The organism is Fontibacillus phaseoli (assembly GCF_003337355.1).
Lineage (GTDB): Bacteria > Bacillota > Bacilli > Paenibacillales > Paenibacillaceae > Fontibacillus > Fontibacillus phaseoli.
This window is the reverse complement of sequence record NZ_QPJW01000001.1, coordinates 1,163,961-1,180,337: the sequence shown is the minus strand read 5'-3', so window position 1 is coordinate 1,180,337 and position 16,377 is coordinate 1,163,961. Positions and strand designations below refer to the sequence as shown.

The 16,377-nt window shown below is 50.9% G+C and carries 17 protein-coding genes; 4 read left to right on the top strand and 13 right to left on the bottom strand.

The annotated features are described in order from the left end of the window. Nucleotides 1–26 precede the first annotated feature (26 nt). From DFP94_RS05815 to DFP94_RS05795, 5 genes are read right to left on the bottom strand one after another with little or no spacing between them, the layout of a single operon-like run. On the bottom strand, nt 27–575 hold the full coding sequence (locus tag DFP94_RS05815; protein ID WP_114495438.1) for a GNAT family N-acetyltransferase: 549 nt from the start codon (nt 573–575) through the stop codon (nt 27–29). Beyond that, the gene (locus tag DFP94_RS05810; RefSeq protein ID WP_114495437.1) at nt 572–2,080 is read right to left on the bottom strand and encodes a sensor histidine kinase; all 1,509 of its coding nucleotides are present in this window, start codon (nt 2,078–2,080) and stop codon (nt 572–574) included. Before DFP94_RS05810 ends, DFP94_RS05815 begins: the two co-directional genes overlap by 4 nt. Next, nucleotides 2,077–2,775, bottom strand: a complete 699-nt coding sequence (locus DFP94_RS05805; RefSeq protein ID WP_114495436.1) for a response regulator transcription factor — start codon at nt 2,773–2,775, stop codon at nt 2,077–2,079. Before DFP94_RS05805 ends, DFP94_RS05810 begins: the two co-directional genes overlap by 4 nt. Nucleotides 2,776–2,804: 29 nt before the next feature. After that, on the bottom strand, nt 2,805–4,064 hold the full coding sequence (locus DFP94_RS05800; protein ID WP_245954500.1) for a hypothetical protein: 1,260 nt from the start codon (nt 4,062–4,064) through the stop codon (nt 2,805–2,807). An 8-nt stretch (nt 4,065–4,072) separates the two neighbouring features. Further along, the gene (locus DFP94_RS05795; RefSeq protein WP_114495434.1) at nt 4,073–4,807 is read right to left on the bottom strand and encodes a phosphonate ABC transporter ATP-binding protein; all 735 of its coding nucleotides are present in this window, start codon (nt 4,805–4,807) and stop codon (nt 4,073–4,075) included. Nucleotides 4,808–5,074: 267 nt separating this feature from the next. Here DFP94_RS05795 and DFP94_RS05790 point away from each other — a divergent pair, with 267 nt between their 5' ends. Together DFP94_RS05790 and DFP94_RS05785 are read left to right on the top strand one after the other, a co-directional pair. Then, a complete protein-coding gene (locus DFP94_RS05790; protein WP_114495433.1) occupies nt 5,075–5,989 on the top strand; it encodes a winged helix-turn-helix domain-containing protein in 915 nt (304 codons plus the stop codon). A 110-nt stretch (nt 5,990–6,099) separates the two neighbouring features. Next, a complete protein-coding gene (locus tag DFP94_RS05785) occupies nt 6,100–6,873 on the top strand; it encodes an HAD family hydrolase (protein WP_114495432.1) in 774 nt (257 codons plus the stop codon). Nucleotides 6,874–6,930: 57 nt separating this feature from the next. On the opposite strand, the gene DFP94_RS05780 is transcribed toward DFP94_RS05785, so the two are convergent. From DFP94_RS05780 to DFP94_RS05755, 6 genes are all read right to left on the bottom strand, one after another. Further along, a complete protein-coding gene (locus DFP94_RS05780; RefSeq protein WP_114495431.1) occupies nt 6,931–9,207 on the bottom strand; it encodes a type IA DNA topoisomerase in 2,277 nt (758 codons plus the stop codon). Nucleotides 9,208–9,353: 146 nt separating this feature from the next. After that, nucleotides 9,354–10,841 (bottom strand): glutamate synthase subunit beta, encoded by a 1,488-nt coding sequence (locus DFP94_RS05775; protein WP_114495430.1) that lies wholly within the window; start codon nt 10,839–10,841, stop codon nt 9,354–9,356. A 127-nt stretch (nt 10,842–10,968) separates the two neighbouring features. Further along, entirely contained in the window at nt 10,969–11,469 is a 501-nt protein-coding gene (locus DFP94_RS05770; RefSeq protein ID WP_114495429.1) for a dihydrofolate reductase, read from the bottom strand. A gap of 45 nt (nt 11,470–11,514) precedes the next feature. Beyond that, nucleotides 11,515–12,309: a thymidylate synthase gene (thyA, locus tag DFP94_RS05765; protein ID WP_114495428.1), complete on the bottom strand. Its 795-nt coding sequence runs from the start codon at nt 12,307–12,309 to the stop codon at nt 11,515–11,517. A 198-nt stretch (nt 12,310–12,507) separates the two neighbouring features. Next, on the bottom strand, nt 12,508–12,936 hold the full coding sequence (locus DFP94_RS05760) for an NUDIX hydrolase (protein ID WP_114495427.1): 429 nt from the start codon (nt 12,934–12,936) through the stop codon (nt 12,508–12,510). A 46-nt stretch (nt 12,937–12,982) separates the two neighbouring features. Next, the gene (locus tag DFP94_RS05755) at nt 12,983–13,441 is read right to left on the bottom strand and encodes a GNAT family N-acetyltransferase (RefSeq protein ID WP_114495426.1); all 459 of its coding nucleotides are present in this window, start codon (nt 13,439–13,441) and stop codon (nt 12,983–12,985) included. A 232-nt stretch (nt 13,442–13,673) separates the two neighbouring features. Between DFP94_RS05755 and DFP94_RS05750 the strand changes: the two genes are divergently transcribed. Both DFP94_RS05750 and DFP94_RS05745 read left to right on the top strand, forming a co-directional pair. Continuing rightward, entirely contained in the window at nt 13,674–14,105 is a 432-nt protein-coding gene (locus tag DFP94_RS05750; RefSeq protein ID WP_114495425.1) for an Lrp/AsnC family transcriptional regulator, read from the top strand. Between the two features lie 38 nt (nt 14,106–14,143). Continuing rightward, on the top strand, nt 14,144–14,773 hold the full coding sequence (locus tag DFP94_RS05745) for a LysE family translocator (RefSeq protein WP_114495424.1): 630 nt from the start codon (nt 14,144–14,146) through the stop codon (nt 14,771–14,773). A gap of 12 nt (nt 14,774–14,785) precedes the next feature. Here the strand turns inward: DFP94_RS05745 and DFP94_RS05740 are convergent, their stop codons facing one another. Beyond that, entirely contained in the window at nt 14,786–15,271 is a 486-nt protein-coding gene (locus DFP94_RS05740; protein ID WP_114495423.1) for a hypothetical protein, read from the bottom strand. A 113-nt stretch (nt 15,272–15,384) separates the two neighbouring features. Continuing rightward, nucleotides 15,385–16,239, bottom strand: coding sequence for an undecaprenyl-diphosphate phosphatase (locus DFP94_RS05735; protein ID WP_114495422.1), 855 nt, complete (start codon nt 16,237–16,239; stop codon nt 15,385–15,387). Nucleotides 16,240–16,377 lie beyond the last annotated feature (138 nt).

Sequence of the window (16,377 nt, the reverse complement as noted above, 5' to 3'; positions counted from 1 at the left end):
CGGCACCCTTTGTGTGTTTGTTTAGGCTATACCCGCTGAAAAACCGTTGCATCCATCTCGTACAAAATATATTGCCTGCCGTTCAACTTCCCAAGCCCCCGTTCTTCCATACCTAACTCCCGGTAATAAGGATTCAGCTTGCGGTTTTCGTTCCAACAGTCAAAACGCAATCCCTTCCGCCCCAGACTGCGGCTGCGCTTCGCCGCCCAGTAGATTAATTCGCGCCCCAAGGCGTGCCCCCGGTAGGTTGGTCTTACGGTTAAACGGTGCAAATAGCTGTAGCCTTCGTCGTTAAGCTCCCCCCAATAATCACAATCCGATGTCTGCAGCGTGAATAGCCCTGCAGGGTCATGATCATCAGCTCTCAACAACAAGTAAACATCCCGATTGGTAAAATAGGAAGAGATCACTTCCTCCGTAAATTGCTCCGGATTCCACTGTTTAATCCCTGAAGATTCCATCCAGGTCGCCGCTTCAATCAACAAGCTCCGTACAAGTTCTGTATCATCCTCATCCGCAAGTCCGATTTGAAAGATGCCGGCAGTAGTCTCCATAGTATCTAACAGCTCTTTCATCGCATTTCCCCTTCTTTGTCCGGACCTGACTTATTATCAGGTCCATCTCCGGCTGAGACTGCACTTTCACCCGTGGTATCAGTACTTTCCAGGTCTTCCTCCTCCGGCTCTGCCAGCGGCAATTTGACGGAAACCGTGGTCCCGACGCCCAGCTCGCTATGGATGTCCATCTCACCGTGATGAAGCTCCACGAGCTGCTGGCTGATTGCCAGCCCAAGCCCTGTTCCGCCTCCCTGGTGATTGACCTGGAAGAATCGGTCCTTCACTTTGTTCAAATGCTCCTCGCTGATTCCGATTCCGGTATCCACTACTTCCACCAGCACCTTCTCCGGTTCGGTCCGGCTGACCACAAGGTGAATCCAGCTATTTTCATTGGAGAACTTGATCGCATTATCGACCACGTTCAGGAATACCTGTTTTAACCGGTTGCCATCGCCGACGACGGTGATATTTTGCACGGTCCGGTCTTCCAGTTTGACCTGAATTCCCTTTTGCTCCGCTTTCGCCCAGACGTTCAGCATCGTCTCCTGAAGCAGTTCTTTGAGATTGACCCGGCTGATGACCAGCTTCATTTCGTTCTGTTGCAGCTTGGAGAAATCGAGCATTTCTTCCACCAGACCGATCAACCGGTCCGTTTCTTTCGCGATGATCCCCATCCCGAGCTTCGTTTCCTCCGGATCGAAACCGCCGAGCGTCAGCGTTTCGCTCCAGCCCTTGATTCCCGTCAAAGGCGTTCTAAGCTCATGGGAAATGGAGGAGATAAAATCGTCCTTGATCTGGTTGCTGCGCACGATTTCCTGCGCCATATAGTTTAGCGTAGCCGCAAGCTCTCCCAACTCATAACGGTAGTTGCCTTTGATCCGGGATTCAAACTTCCCCTTGGCCATCTGGGCCGAGACCGCCCTGATGTTATTGATCGGCTTCACAATCGAATTGGCGAGCCCGATACTGAACAGGGTGACAAGGGCCAGAACCGCCAGACACACCGCTGCTGACAATAGCGACAGCTTCATCAGATTGGAATTGACCGCTTCCAGCGAGGTGACGAACCTGACGATAAATCTGTTTTCTCCCCGGACTTGAAGCGGCGTTGAGACGGCCATCACCATTTCGCCGGTGGACGGTTGTCTGCCGACCCATTTACCCACACTACCCGCTGCCGCCTGCGATACATCGCTTGTCTGAATGGCCTTATCCGCCTGAAAAGCGTTACTGCTGGCCTCAACCTCGCCCTTGCGGTTCAGGATCATCAATTCCGTATTATCGAGTTCAAACGTACGGAGCATTTCCGTAAAATAATCGGGATCCCGCTCCGCGTTCAGACGCACGAATTTCTGGAAGAAGTCGGATGCCCAAGTCGAGTGGGTGGACATATGATTATAAATCGTATCGTAATAATAAACGCGGATGGCCAATGAAAAAATTACTTCGACCATGAACAAGGTTACGAATACGACGATAAAGTACTGTAAAACGATTTGCCGGCCAATGCCTTTTTTGATCATTGTCCCTCGCCTTTCCACTTATAGCCGTGTCCCCACACGGTTTGCAGAAAAGCCGGCTCGGACGGATTGTTCTCGATCTTTTGCCGCAGCCTGCGGATATTTACATCGACGATTTTGGGATCGCCCATGTATTCCTTACCCCAGACATGATCCAGCAAGAGATCACGGCTGAGCGGCGTGTTTTCCTGCTCCAGAAAATACTGGATCAGCGAAAATTCCGTCGGCGTAAGCTCTATAAGCAGACCGTTCTTTTTAAATTGCTTGGAGATCAAATCCAGAGTAAACGGACCTGAGGTAAAAGATACTTTGGCGCTGCTCTCCCGGTACACATTAACCCGCCGCAGCAGCGACTGGATTCTTGCGATCAGCTCCGTCGGACTGAACGGCTTGCTGACATGATCGTCCGCCCCGACGGACAAGGCGTAAACTTTGTCCTGTTCCTGAACCTTGGCCGTCAGAAAAATTATGCCGATCCGTTCATTCGTCTCCCGGATCCGCCGGCAAACCTCGAACCCGTCGATGCCCGGCACCATTACGTCCAGCAGAGCAATATCTATATCAGGCACGCTTTGCAGCTTCGCCAATGCCTCATTTCCCTCTGCGGCCTCAATGACCTCAAAGCCGTTTCGCTTCAGGTTGATTACAATAAAACTGCGAATGGATTCTTCATCTTCTAATATCAGTACTTTGCTCAACTTGCTCTCCTCCCTCGTATTCAGCAGGCTTAACGTTTGATCTCTTTTTCGCCTTTATTGATTTTCAAGTCGGTGTGGCTCAGGAATCCAATGACTTTGTCATTGTCCCGGGCCATCAGCTCCCAATCCTCTTTGTTCCGTTCCCATTCCGAAAGCGAGAAGAACCGGATTTCCGCAACGGTTTCACCCGAATCGATTTTTGTAAACCAAAGGTGCTCGTTTTGATCCGATTTCGGATCAATGGTGACAGTCCCCCACCATTCTTTCGGAAAATTGAAATAAAAACGGCCCGCTAAATCCATATATTGTTGCATGACGAATTTCAGACCTTTATCTTCTTCCCATTGGAAATAGGAGAATAGCGGTATATCGTCGTAAGGGCGAGTTTCCCAGCCTTTCGGCTTCTCGGAGCGTCCGACCTCAAGAATGCCGTCGCCATCCACGTCGCCGCTAAGGACAGGATAATTCTTAAACGTGGAATCCTGGGACGGCAACAAGTCGATCAGCTTCCCGTCTTTCATGACGACCAGATGGGAATAGGCATAATGGGTGCCAAAGGCGGCGTCGAGGACGATCCCCTTCAACGTGGGGGTAATGTTGCCGCTGACCGAGTTGTAATATTCCTTAATCGGATCATCAAGCTGGATATGGTCCAGTTCTTGGAACGAATCGTTGTATTGGTACACCGTTACCGTCGCATTCTGATCCCGCTTCAACGTTACGACGGTCAAATCGAGCAGACCGTCCTGGTTGAGATCGTCGATGAGAAAATCGTTGTAAGGCAGCGTCAACAAGTTCTCTACCTCTGAGCCGTTGTAGGTGTACACGGTCAGACCTTTCTGAGGGTCCTCTTCGCCGCTTGTAAAACCGGCGATAATATCCAGACGGCCGTCTCCGGTAATATCCCGAAGCTCAAAGGTCTCCAGCACCTGCCCCTCGCCGTCAAACTTGACCTTCGGTATCCACGTATCCCCCTCATGCTCCAGGATCATGCCGTGAATCCTCACCGCTTCGTCCGGAGTTTCATAAAAGACGATCGCTTCCTTCACGCCGTCGTTGTTCAAGTCGGGCGTACGGATCGAACTGATGTCGCTGACATCCCGGGGCCGGATAATTTGCGCCCCTTTGATCTCGGCATTGATCACGCTGATCAGCGACTCTTTGTCGGAAGACAACTGAGGCGTTTCCATCAATGATTTCGGATCCTTGATAATACTGCAACCGCTAAGCGCCACAAGAAGCAAGCTTCCGGCCGCCGCGGTAATCCATGCTTTGTGGATCAATTTCATCACTCTCTTCATACCAGATCGATCGACCGCTTCTCACCTTCGGTCAATCGTCTGCCCGATACATCGAGCTTAAGTTCCCCGTCATAGAGTCCCCAGATTCTCGTGCAATAGCGCTCGGCCAGTTCAATCGGCAACGCGGCAACGACTGTTTTGCCTTGATCGCCGCACAGCGAACGAAGGGTCGTCAGCACGCGCTCCGCCGAGTGGGGATCCAGCCCGATTACAGGCTCGTCCGCGGCAATAAACCCGGCTCCATGCACCAGAGCGCGGCAGATAGCGACACGCTGGCGTTCGCCGCCGCTCAATTTGCCTGCTTTTACATGTGCTTTGTCGAGCAAGCCGAATTTCTCAAGCTCGTCCATCGCGCCCATATAATCGTCGGACCGGACCATCCCGGTTACCCGTCTCAACAAGGGGGTCTGTCCGGCTTGTCCGATGAGCACATTCTTAAGCGCGGTCTTATCGGGATATAATGAAGGATTTTGTTCCAGGTAGGCGCATTTCGACCGGTATTTCTGCGATCCCTTGCCACCGTTCTTGATTACCTGATCCCCATCCCAGCTATAATCCCCGGCATTCCAGCCCTCCCGCAAAGCAAGACAGCGGAGCAAAGTACTCTTGCCGCTCCCGCTGGGTCCAACGACACCGATGATTTCTCCCTGTTCAAACTGGGTGCTGATGCCGCGCAAAACTACCTTTTTATTGCCATCCACTATTTTTTTCAAGTGGTTTACTTTCATCATCTGTCCGATTCTCCTTTAACTGTTCCGCTATTCCCTTAGTGTATTGGAAATGGCGTCGAAAATCCATTACAGCATCTTCATATTTACTTCTTATAAAGCAAGAAAATCGCAGGAAAACCGGCGACTTTCCGCAAGGTGGCATTCATGTAAGCTTTTAGAAAAAATAAAGTCACACTTTTCCAATCATCTATAAACATTATAGTAGACAAGCTCATTGCCAACAAGCCATAATGAACATGTATGCATTGACTTGTAGGAGGTTTAGTCATGTACTATGACGTGAAAATCGACGTTTCCCCGGTTTATGAACTACTAAGCAGCTTTATTATATACACAACCCGGAAATGGGTAAACAATCTGGATGTCGGTTCGGAATGGATCCAATCCATTGAAGCCCGCCTTGACGAAAAAGAACGGCAGAGTTTCGCAGCGGCAGCGGAGTTACCCTTTTCGGATTACGATTTGCTCTACGCCTTGATTTTGGAACGGAAACCGGACGCCGAAATCGATCAATTTTTAACCGAGCTTGCCGAAACGGACGGAGATTCGCTGCTTCATATCTTGAAATCCTATATTCGAACTGTGAATAGTGAGGATATTTCACGGCTGAGAAGCTATGTTCCGCTCCTGCGCATCTGGAATGACTTATATTTTCGCCACATTGAAAATCAATATGTATCCCTGCTGGAAGAAGATGCAGCTGAGAAACAAGCGCTGATGCAAAAGATGGATCCCGATGCTCTGCTGGAATACGCCTCGGGCGGATTGGTCCTGGAACCTCAGCTCCCCATCGAAAAGGTCGTTTTGCTGCCTTCGATTCATTTTCGGCCGATCAATACCTATTGCTTCTATGAAAATACGCTTTTGATCCAGTATCCGCTTGATTTGCCTGAACAAGACGAAAATGAACCGCCGATCTGCCTCTTGAGGTTGACCCGGGCCCTCGTCAAACCCGAACGCCTTCGCCTGCTGCGCTATGTAGCGGATGAGCCGAAATCGCTCCAAGATCTCGCGCAAAATTTGCATGAATCCGAAGAGCAACTGATGCACCACTTAATGCGGCTCCGCGTAGCCGGTCTGCTCCGCATTCATCTGGTCGACCGGGATACCGAGAAATTCAGCATCCGGCCGGACGGCGCTTCCGAACTGCAAATGTTCCTTGAATCTTATATCCGCCTTTAGCATTGGCAAGGAATAAGCCTTTTGCGACGGCATTTGCTTTCCCTTCACCCCTTCTGCTATGTTAGGATACATATAACGCTACCCGCTTTTTTCAGAAGGAGTGACTAACATTGAACAAGCCGCTGCGGCAACAAATCATTTTCGACCTGGACGATACCCTGGTCCATTGCAATATTTATTTTGACCAAATTCTCGAGAAATTCGCCGACTTGCTTGCCGAATGGCTAGGTGAATACCGCGTGACAAGCGCTGAAATCCGGAATAAACAAATCGAAATCGATGTCGCCGGCGTTCAGAAGATCGGTTTTGTCAGCAGTCACTTTCCGCAAAGCCTGATCGATACTTACCGCTATTTCTGCCGGATCTTGGGCCGCGAACTCCATATTGCCGAAGAAGACAGACTAATGAAGCTCGGCATGAGCGTGTACGACCGGAAGGTGGAGCCTTATCCCGGAATGGTGGAGACGCTGACCCTGCTGACTTCCCAAGGGCATGAGCTATACTTGTATACCGGGGGAGAAACAGTCATTCAACAGCGTAAAATCGAACAAATGAAGCTTGCCGATTACTTTCAGGATCGCATCTACATCCGCCAACACAAAAATATCCAGGCGCTGGAGGAAATTTTGTCTTCCCGCAAGTTTGACCGGAAAAATACCTGGATGATCGGCAACAGCCTGCGCACGGATATTGAGCCCGCCCTCTTCGCAGGCGTCAACGCGATTTACATCAAACATCCGAACGAATGGTCCTTTAACATGATTGAGCTAAAAAAAGAGACCGATACGGCCATGTACACTGTATCCTCGCTGGAGTCGGTCCCCGGCATCATAGCCGAGAGCCTTACCTTGGCTAAGGCCGGCCGAAGCGCGACCATCCATTAATGCCTAAAACGGCAGCCCGGAACTTGTTGAAGTTGTTCCGGGCTGCCGTTTTATTATTTAATTATCTGCCCGTAAAATCTCCAATTTGCCGCTACCGGGGTCCGACAACTGAATCCGGGCCTTAAAATCGCCTTCCGGATGCTTAAATGTCAACAGCTGTGTCTGTCCTTTATCCAACAGGGCGTTCAGCATGTTCAGCGAAATTTGTTTGCCTTCGAATTCCTTCCAGACCACAAAACCGCAGCCCTGCCTGAAATGATTGCAGCCGTAACCTTTGCGTCCTTCGATCAATTGGCCGCCGCAGCCTTCACGCGGGCAAGGAGCCAACGGCTGCAGCCCGCCGGACGCGGAGACAGGCGCTCGCCGCGATGCGTCTTTGGTTCCGGATTCGCTTTGTCTTCCGCTGCTTTTGCCGGTTGCCTTGCCTGTATCCTTTCCGGCTTCGCCTGCACGCTTACGTTTCCCTTTGTCATCTTCCCCCGGCTCGAACAACGAAGCGTCCGCCTTCCGTTGCGTCCGCACTTTATCGATGATCGAAACGGTAAACCGTTTGACGTTTTCCATGAACTTCTCGCTGGCCGCTTCCCCTTTGGAAATCTGATGCAGTCGCCGTTCCCACTGCCCCGTCATCTCCGGGGAGGTGAGCAGCTCAACCCCGGCATGCCGGATCAACTCCACCGCGGTCCGGCCTTTCTGCGTGACCGTGATTCTCTTTCCTTGCATTGTAATGTAACCGACCTTTTTCAGGCGCTCGATCGTAGCCGCCCGCGTAGCCGGGGTGCCAAGCCCCGCTTCCTTCATCACTTCGCGGAGTTCCTCGTTCTCCAACTGCTTCCCCGCGCTTTCCATCGCCTTCAGCAGCGTACCTTCCGTATAAGCTTTCGGCGGCTGCGTAGCCTTCTCCTTTGCTTGGGCGTCGATACACTGCACCGGCTCATCCCGGTTGATCGTAAACGGCTCGCTCACAAGTTCCTCCGCGTCGTCCTCATCGTCTTGCTTTTTGCCGCGCCCTGAAGTCTTGGAGCCTCCATCCTCGCCGGGTAAGCATACTTTCCAGCCGAGCGAGAGAAGTTCTTTGACATTCGTCTTGAAGGTTTCCGTCTCGACTTCCGTTAACAGCGTATGCTGCTTGTATTCCGCCGGAGGATAGAAATGGGACAAAAAGCGGCGCACGACCAGATCATAAATATGCTGTTCCTCTTTCGTGAGACTCCCCGGGCGTCTAAGCGTGGGCAAAATCGCATGGTGATCTTCCACCCGTGAAGGGTTGCAAACCGACTTGTTGTTCACGTGGACGATACGCTGATCCGCTCCCTCCGCCAGATCCCGGTACGGTGATGACTTAAGCATATGCAGCGTCTTGTGCATCCCGTCGATATTTTGCTCCGTCACATAGTTCGAACTTGTACGGGGATACGTGATCACCTTGTGCTTCTCATACAGCGCCTGAGCCAAATCCAGTGTCTTCTTCGCGGAATAACTGTACTTCGCGTTCGCTTCCCGTTGCAGCAGGGTCAAATCATACAGCTTGTAAGGATACTCGCGGGTATCCTTCACTTCGTATTCCGCGATCACGCCTTGTTTCCCGCGGACCTTGTCCGCGATCGTCTTCGCTTTTTCTCCGTCGGTCAGCCGATCGCCTTGCCAGGTACCGACATATTTACGTTCCTGTTGTTCAAAATCTGCTTTGATCTCGTAATACGTGAGCGAATCAAAGCTTTCGATTTCCTTTTGCCGGTCATAAATGAGCGCCAATACCGGGGTCTGCACCCGCCCTACCGATAGCAGCGTACGGTGCTTGGTCGTGAACGCGCGCGATGCGTTCATGCCCACAAGCCAATCCGCCTCGCTCCGGGCCCTTGCGGCCAGTTCCAGATTTTCGAACTCGGAGCCGTCTTGCAGCCCTTCAAACCCCTTGGCAATACTCTCTGCCGTCAGGTCGGAGATCCACAATCGTTTAACGGGCTGAGTCAGTTTCAACTGCTGCCGGATCAAAGCGAATATGTACTGGCCTTCCCGCCCGGCATCGCAGGCATTTACGAGCGCTTGGCATCGCCCCGCCAGCTCCCCGATGATTTTAAGCTGGTCCTTCGTTCTCGGGTTGGGCACAATTTTAAACTGTTCCGGCATAATCGGCAGATCGCCGAAGTTCCACTTTTTGTACTTCTCGTCATAGGCGTCCGGTTCGGCCAGCCCGAGCAAATGGCCGATCGCCCAAGTGATGATGTAACGGTCTCCTTCCAGGTAAGACCGGTTGTTTTTCGCCCTCGGCTCGATGACCGCGGCGATCGTTCGCCCCATATCCGGTTTTTCGGCGATAACGAGCGTTTTCATCTTTTCGGGCCCCACTTTCTTGCTTCATTCGCAGATATTCCATAGGATAAAGCTTCAACTCAATAAAAAGGGCCGCGCTCCGCGCAGCCCTGTAGCTGAATCTATTATATCATATTTTGGTAGCTTTCTGCATGTACTGTTCTTGGTTATGCAAGAACCGTAGCGCCCATCAAATATTTATCCACTTCCCGAGCAGCCTCGCGTCCTTCATGAATCGCCCAGACAACGAGACTTTGTCCGCGGCGCATGTCTCCTGCGGCAAACACTTTATCCACGTTCGTATTATATTTGCCGTAACGAGCCTTCACGTTGGTGCGGCGATCGGTTTCAAGGCCGAGCTCGCCCACGATCCCTTGCTCAGGTCCGTCAAAACCGATGGCGATCAGGGCCATCTGTGCAGGGAACACCTTCTCCGTTCCCGGAATCGGCTGATAAATTTTGCGCCCCGTCTCGTCCACGATCCGTTGAATCTGGATCGTATGCAGTTCTTTCAGGTTGCCTTCCTCATCGCCGACGAACCGCGTCGTCATGATCGAAAATTCGCGCGGGTCGCTGCCGAACAAGGCTTTGGCTTCCTGCTGGGCATAATCGAGCGTATACACATTCGGGAACTGCGGCCAAGGATTGTTAATATTGTCCCGCGTAAGCGGAGCCATGGCATGCGTCCCGAATTGGGTGATGCTGCGGCAGCCGTGACGCAGCGCTGTTGCCACGCAGTCGGATCCGGTATCCCCGCCGCCAATGACAATAACATCTTTGCCTTCGGCCGACACATACTCGCCATCCTGCAGCCCGGAATCGAGGTAGCTCTTGATCGTTCCGTTCAAGTACGGCATGGCGTACTGCACGCCTTTAAGCTCGCTGCCCTCGATATTGAACTCGCGGGGTTTCGTCGCCCCGCCGCAAAGCACAATGGCATCGTATTCGTCAACAAGCTGCTGAGCTTTAACATCCTTGCCGATTTCCGTATTCGTTACAAACTTTACACCTTCCGCGGCAAGCAGATCTACCCTGCGCTGAACGACAGCCTTGTCTAGCTTCATCGTCGGGATACCGTACATAAGCAGTCCGCCGATCCGGTCGGACCGTTCGAACACGGTCACGTCATGTCCCGCTTTGTTCAACTGTGCGGCGCAAGCCAATCCCGCCGGTCCGGAACCGACTACGGCCACTTTGCGCCCAGTCCGTTTTTCCGGAGGCTCGGGAACGACCCAGCCCTCTTCGAAGCCCTTGTCGATGATCGCCTGCTCGATCGTTTTGATCGTGACAGGCTGTCCGATCAGTCCGACCGTACAGGAACCTTCGCAAGGCGCCGGACAAATGCGTCCCGTAAACTCCGGAAAATTGTTTGTTTTATGAAGGCGGTCGAGCGCATCCTTCCAAAGGCCGCGATACACTAGATTGTTCCATTCCGGAATCAGGTTGTGTACCGGACAGCCCGAGGTGCCTCCCGTCATATCCATTCCCGTATGGCAATAAGGCGTGCCGCAATCCATACAGCGGGCCCCTTGGGTCCGCAACTCTTCATCCGACATATGCTTATGAAACTCCTGCCAGTCCTGGACCCGTTCGGACGGGCTCCGGTCCCCCGGAAGCTCTCGGTTATATTCCATAAACCCCGTTGGTGTAGACATCAAAACTTCCCCCATCCGTTAGACGTAAAAGCTTCTGAATCGCTCCGAAACTCTCACATTTCAGTGTATCTTGATGTTAGCACCCGCGGGATTTGTTATTAATGGATTAATGATATGATAATTTGCACTATTGCGCAGCAGTCTTGTGCCGTTCGTAAGTCAAAAAGCGGTAAGCATAAGGATTCTTCTCATCACGAATTCCCTCTTTTTCCAGAACCAAATCAAATTCGGACCCGTCGAAATGGGGGAAAAACACATCGCCTTCGACGTCCTCGTCAATTTGGGTCATAAGCAGACGGTCGGCCAGCGGAAGGAAATGCTGAAACACGCCGGCTCCGCCGATCACCATGAGTTCTTCCGCCTGGGCATACTTCATCGCCTCTTCAACGCTGTGAACGATTTCCGCCCCTTCCGCCTCGTAAGCATGATCCGCCGTCAGGACGATGCTCCGCCGGTTCGGCAGCGGACGGCTGCCCATGGACTCCCATGTTTTCCGGCCCATCAACATCGTCTTCCCTGTAGTCTGTTCTTTAAAATACTTCAAATCCGCCGGCAGACGCCAAGGCAGTTGATTGTTCCGGCCGATCGCCCCGTTCCGTGACATTGCCCATATTAGCGTTACACCCAAATCTGATTGCCCCTCTCATTCTTCTTTTAAGCTTGCATTTTTCCGTTACACAGCTACCGTTGCCTTAATCGTCGGGTGATACTGGTAGCCTTCAAACTCAAAGTCTTCATAGACATAATCAAATATCGAGTCCGGCTTCCGCTTGATCACAAGCCGGGGCAACGGGTAGGGTTCGCGCTCCAGCTGCGTTTTCACCTGTTCCAGATGATTGCCGTAAATATGCACGTCGCCGCCGGACCAGATAAACTCTCCCGCCTCAAGACCACACTGTTGGGCTACCATATGCGTTAGCAGCGAGTAACTGGCAATATTGAACGGCAGGCCCAGGAAAGTGTCCACCGAGCGCATTGTCAGCATACAGGATAGTTTGCCGCCGGCAACATAAAACTGAAACACGAAGTGACACGGAGGCAATTTCATGTTATCGACTTCAGCCACATTCCATGCGCTGACCAGATGACGGCGGGAATCGGGATTGTTCTTGATCGCCTCGATGACGTTCGCGATCTGATCGATTCTGCGGCCGTCCGGCGCTTCCCAGGCGCGCCACTGCGAACCGTAAACCGGGCCGAGATCCCCGTTCTCATCGGCCCACTCATCCCAAATGCGGACGCCGTGCTCTTTTAAATACGATATATTGGTTTCTCCCTTTAAAAACCATAACAGCTCGTGAACCACCGATTTAAGATGAATCCTTTTCGTAGTTACTAACGGAAAACCCTTGCCGAGATCAAACCGGAGCTGTCTGCCGAATACGGAAATCGTACCCGTACCCGTACGGTCTTCTTTCGGCGTTCCATGGTCCAAAACGTCTTGCAGCAAATCCAAATAATTACGCATCTATTGCACACCCCGTATCATTTTATATAAGATCTTGTCTATTATATCAAAGTAATAAAGAGAAGGGATGTCCATTTTCGGAAGCCGGTCATCTTCGGCCAAGAGGACAGGGCAGACTTCACCGTCCTTGCTTAATCTGTCCAAGATTCCTGCAAAATACCGCGTAAGTGATCGTTACCGGTTCATGCGTTAACCCGCCTATCCTTTTCCTTCATCACAATAAGGAACCTCTTGCCCCGCTGTGACGAGGCCGCTTAATCCGGCTTCATAATACGGCATTAAGCCGTCCGCCCGTTCAAGCTCGATCCAGGATACCGCGGAAATCTCATCCGGCATCATCGTGACTTCCCGTCCGCCGGTCATCTCCGCCCGGAATGTCAGAAGCACGAAATGCTCTTCCTTTTCGGAAAATACGACTTCATTCACCGCCATTACTCCGTGAACCTCAATCTCGATTCCGGCCTCCTCCTTCACCTCGCGGCGCAGCGCCTGGACCAGCGTTTCTCCCGGTTCGACCGTACCGCCAGGCAAGGTCCACGTATTCCGGTTATCCCGGTTTTGAACCATCAACACCCGCCGCTTGTCCGGGCTGGTTATCAAGGCGTAAACGATATCGATTCTTTTCATAGCCTGCCCTCCTTTCTGTTGATGAACATGTTGAATGTACATCTGCCTATAGATTCAAAAAGTAATGGTAAAATTCATCGTCCCGGACATATCCGCATTGCTCGTACAGCCTTTGAGAACCGAGGTTACCGACTCCGGTTTCCAACGCGATCCCCTTTGACTTGGTGAATACGGCATAATCCGAAACCGCAGCCAGCAGTTGATGCCCGATGCCTTGATTCCGGAATTCCGCCGCAACATACAAATCGTTAAGAATCCATGACCGCTGCATGGACAAAGAGGAGAACACCGGGTACAACTGGGCAAAACCGGCCGCCTTTCCGTTTTCGTTCCCCCTGGCCAAAAAAACGACGGATTCTCTATGCTCCATCAGACCGTACAAAAAAGCGCCTGCCCCCTCCAAATCGGAATCTTTTCCATAATAGACCCTATAATCGTTAAACAGAACTGCAGTTTCATTCAAATCCTTAAACGAAGCCTGTGAAATATGTACGGATTCGCTCACTTTCTTTCCCTCCCCAATTTTAACCGGAACACGGTTACCCCTGTCCAAGCAATAGGATTAACTACTTAAATAATTTAAGTTAAACAGCATTTTATGCAACCCTTTATTTATTAATTTAATATAAATGTTCTATATAATTAAATTTTTTCGGCATTTTTCGCAAATCGCCACAATATTTAAATCATCATATATAATCATTAACAACATAGTAGCGAGAAGGAGCCATGAATTTATGGATAACGTAGATGTTCAAATCGTGGAGCTGTTAAAGCGAAACAGCCGCATAACCAGTTCCGAAATCAGCAAAGCCGTCCATTTGTCGGTGCCCGCCGTGTCAGAAAGAATTCGCAAACTTGAAGAGAAAGGCACGATCGAGCGGTTCACCTTGCGACTGAATCGGGAGGCGTCCGGCCGCCATTTGTTGGCCTACATATCGGTCATTATCGAACATCCCAAATATATAGAAGCATTCACCAGGCAGGTGGCCGAAGAATCATGTATCCTGGAATGCCATCATTTAGCCGGAGACTACGATTATTTGTTAAAAATCGGCGTAAGGGACATCAACTCCCTGGAGCAATTTATTTCGGGAACCATAAAGCAATTTGCTGGCGTCGTGAAGACCAAAACGACAATCGTACTATCGACTTTAAAAGAGGAATAACGGAATTTCGAGGAATTAGTTCAAGGAGTTATTACGATATGATCATTCTGATTCTTATAAAAAGCATGCTTACGGGTGCCGCCATCGCAGCCCCTATTGGTCCAATGGGGCTGTTATGTATGCGTTCCAGCCTCTTGGGAGGATGGAAAAAAGGAATGGCCGCCGGGTTGGGAATTGCGACAGCAGATGCCTGTTACGCAGCTATCGCTGCATTCGGCGTGAGCGCCATTTCCTCCACTATGATGATGTACAGTTATGTTATTAAAATCGGCGGCGGACTTCTCATCATCCTGCTGGGGCTTTCCGGCTTCCGCCGCAAGCCTGCCTTGCAGGATCCGAATCCTCCCGAGCCGTCCCGCAAGCTGCTCACCTTCGCCTCATCTTTCCTGCTTACCCTAACGAATCCGATGACGCTGATTTCCTTTGCGGCGTTGGCTGCAGGATTAGGAACTCCTTCCATAACAAGTTCCTGGGAAGGGGCCGCGGCGTTCTCCGCAGGAATTTGGCTCGGCTCTGCCTTGTGGTGGAGCGTACTGACTACGACTGTGAACTTGTTTCGCAAGCGGCTGCTGGCACCGGCGGCCATTCGGACGGTGGACCTCGCCTCGGCCTTAATCCTGACCGGAATGGGCGTTTGGAGTGTGCTTTCCGCATTGTTTAATACATAACTTAAATACGGGCTATCCTTTGTCTGGACCCGGACTCCTGAGTTCAAGATGAAGCGCTTCTGCGGGCCCTTGTCTGGTTTGATAGCGTACGGTAATGCTCAGCGAGCCGTCATGGTATGATTCCTGCGGTATATTCAGAGAAAATGTTTCGACAGACTTCTTATGTAATAGCATGGAGTGCACAGCAGCACATTCAAAAGAATCTGAACCTACTACCGATTTTTTGTTGTCGTAAGAGACTAAACTTCCGCAGTCTGCCAAAATATCGACGCCATTCTCTGTCAGGTTGCCAATATTTACTTCGGTTATATATTCTGCTTTATTTTTGTCCAGCACAGCTTTTGCACTTATTGTCAGTACTTCGTTGCTTTGTTTTCCAGTTAAACCAGCAGGCAGGGGCGAAGATAAAGGCTCGGGAGCGGATAACGATAACTTGCCCTGTGCTATCAAAAGACAAAGCAGTACAATCGTTGCTATCACCGAACTCTGGAGTTTCACAGTAACGTACCTCCTTCGGATTTGATGAATTATTATACCCTTGCCGATAATAACGAAGCCCGGGCCGGAATAGTTGCCTATTCCGAGCCCGGGCTTGAGCTAAATATTGAATTTTAGTGGAAAAATCCTGCGATACCCGCCACCAGGACAATGATCGCAAATATCATCCGATAGTAAACAAATATCTTCATCGGTTTCTTCTGCAGGTAAGAGATAAATTTGCTGATGACGGCAAGGGCCACCAGGAACGAAACGACAAAGCCTACGCCCAACGATATGAGTTCGGTAGAAGTCATGCTCGAAAATCCGCCGATTTTCATAATTTTCAGGAAGCTCATCCCTACCATGACCGGAATGGCCAAGAAGAACGAGAACTCAGCCGCCGCTACCGTAGTCAAACCGGCTACCCAGCCGCCGATAATGGTCGATGCGGAGCGCGACATCCCCGGGATGATCGCCAGAACTTGAAACGCACCGATAATAAGCGCTTGTTTCACCGTGACGCTCAATTCCTCACCGCCGCCGCCGAGGCCGTTGTTTCGGAATTTTTTCTCCGCATAGAGCATCCACAAACCGCCGAAGAACAATGTGAACGCTACGACGACCGGCGTAAACAAATGCTCATCCGCCCAATCGTTAAGCAGAATGCCGAATACGCCGCCGGGAATGCAAGCGATCGCCAGCATCAGCCAAAACCGGAAACCGGATTTCTCAAACCCGACTTTCTGAGGGAAGAAGTTGACCAGCGTATCTTTAATCTTACCCCAATATAAAACGATGACCGCCAGAATGGCTCCCAGCTGAATGACATAAGTATACATTTCAACATAAGATGGCGTCGTGCCGGTGAAGCCCAGAAAATTTTCAAAAATAACGAGGTGGCCCGTGGACGATACCGGCAGGAATTCGGTGATCCCTTCCACAATCCCCAAGATAATAGATTTAAGAATTGAAAAAATCGTTTCCATTGCTTTTAGCTCTCTCCTTTACCAATCAATCTTCTAAATTGACTTCATCTTCTACGTAAAAATAAAAAGAGTGACCCTGCGATCCCTAATCACGCAAAACCCGAATAAATCACTATGTACGCATAATGGGCGGAAACA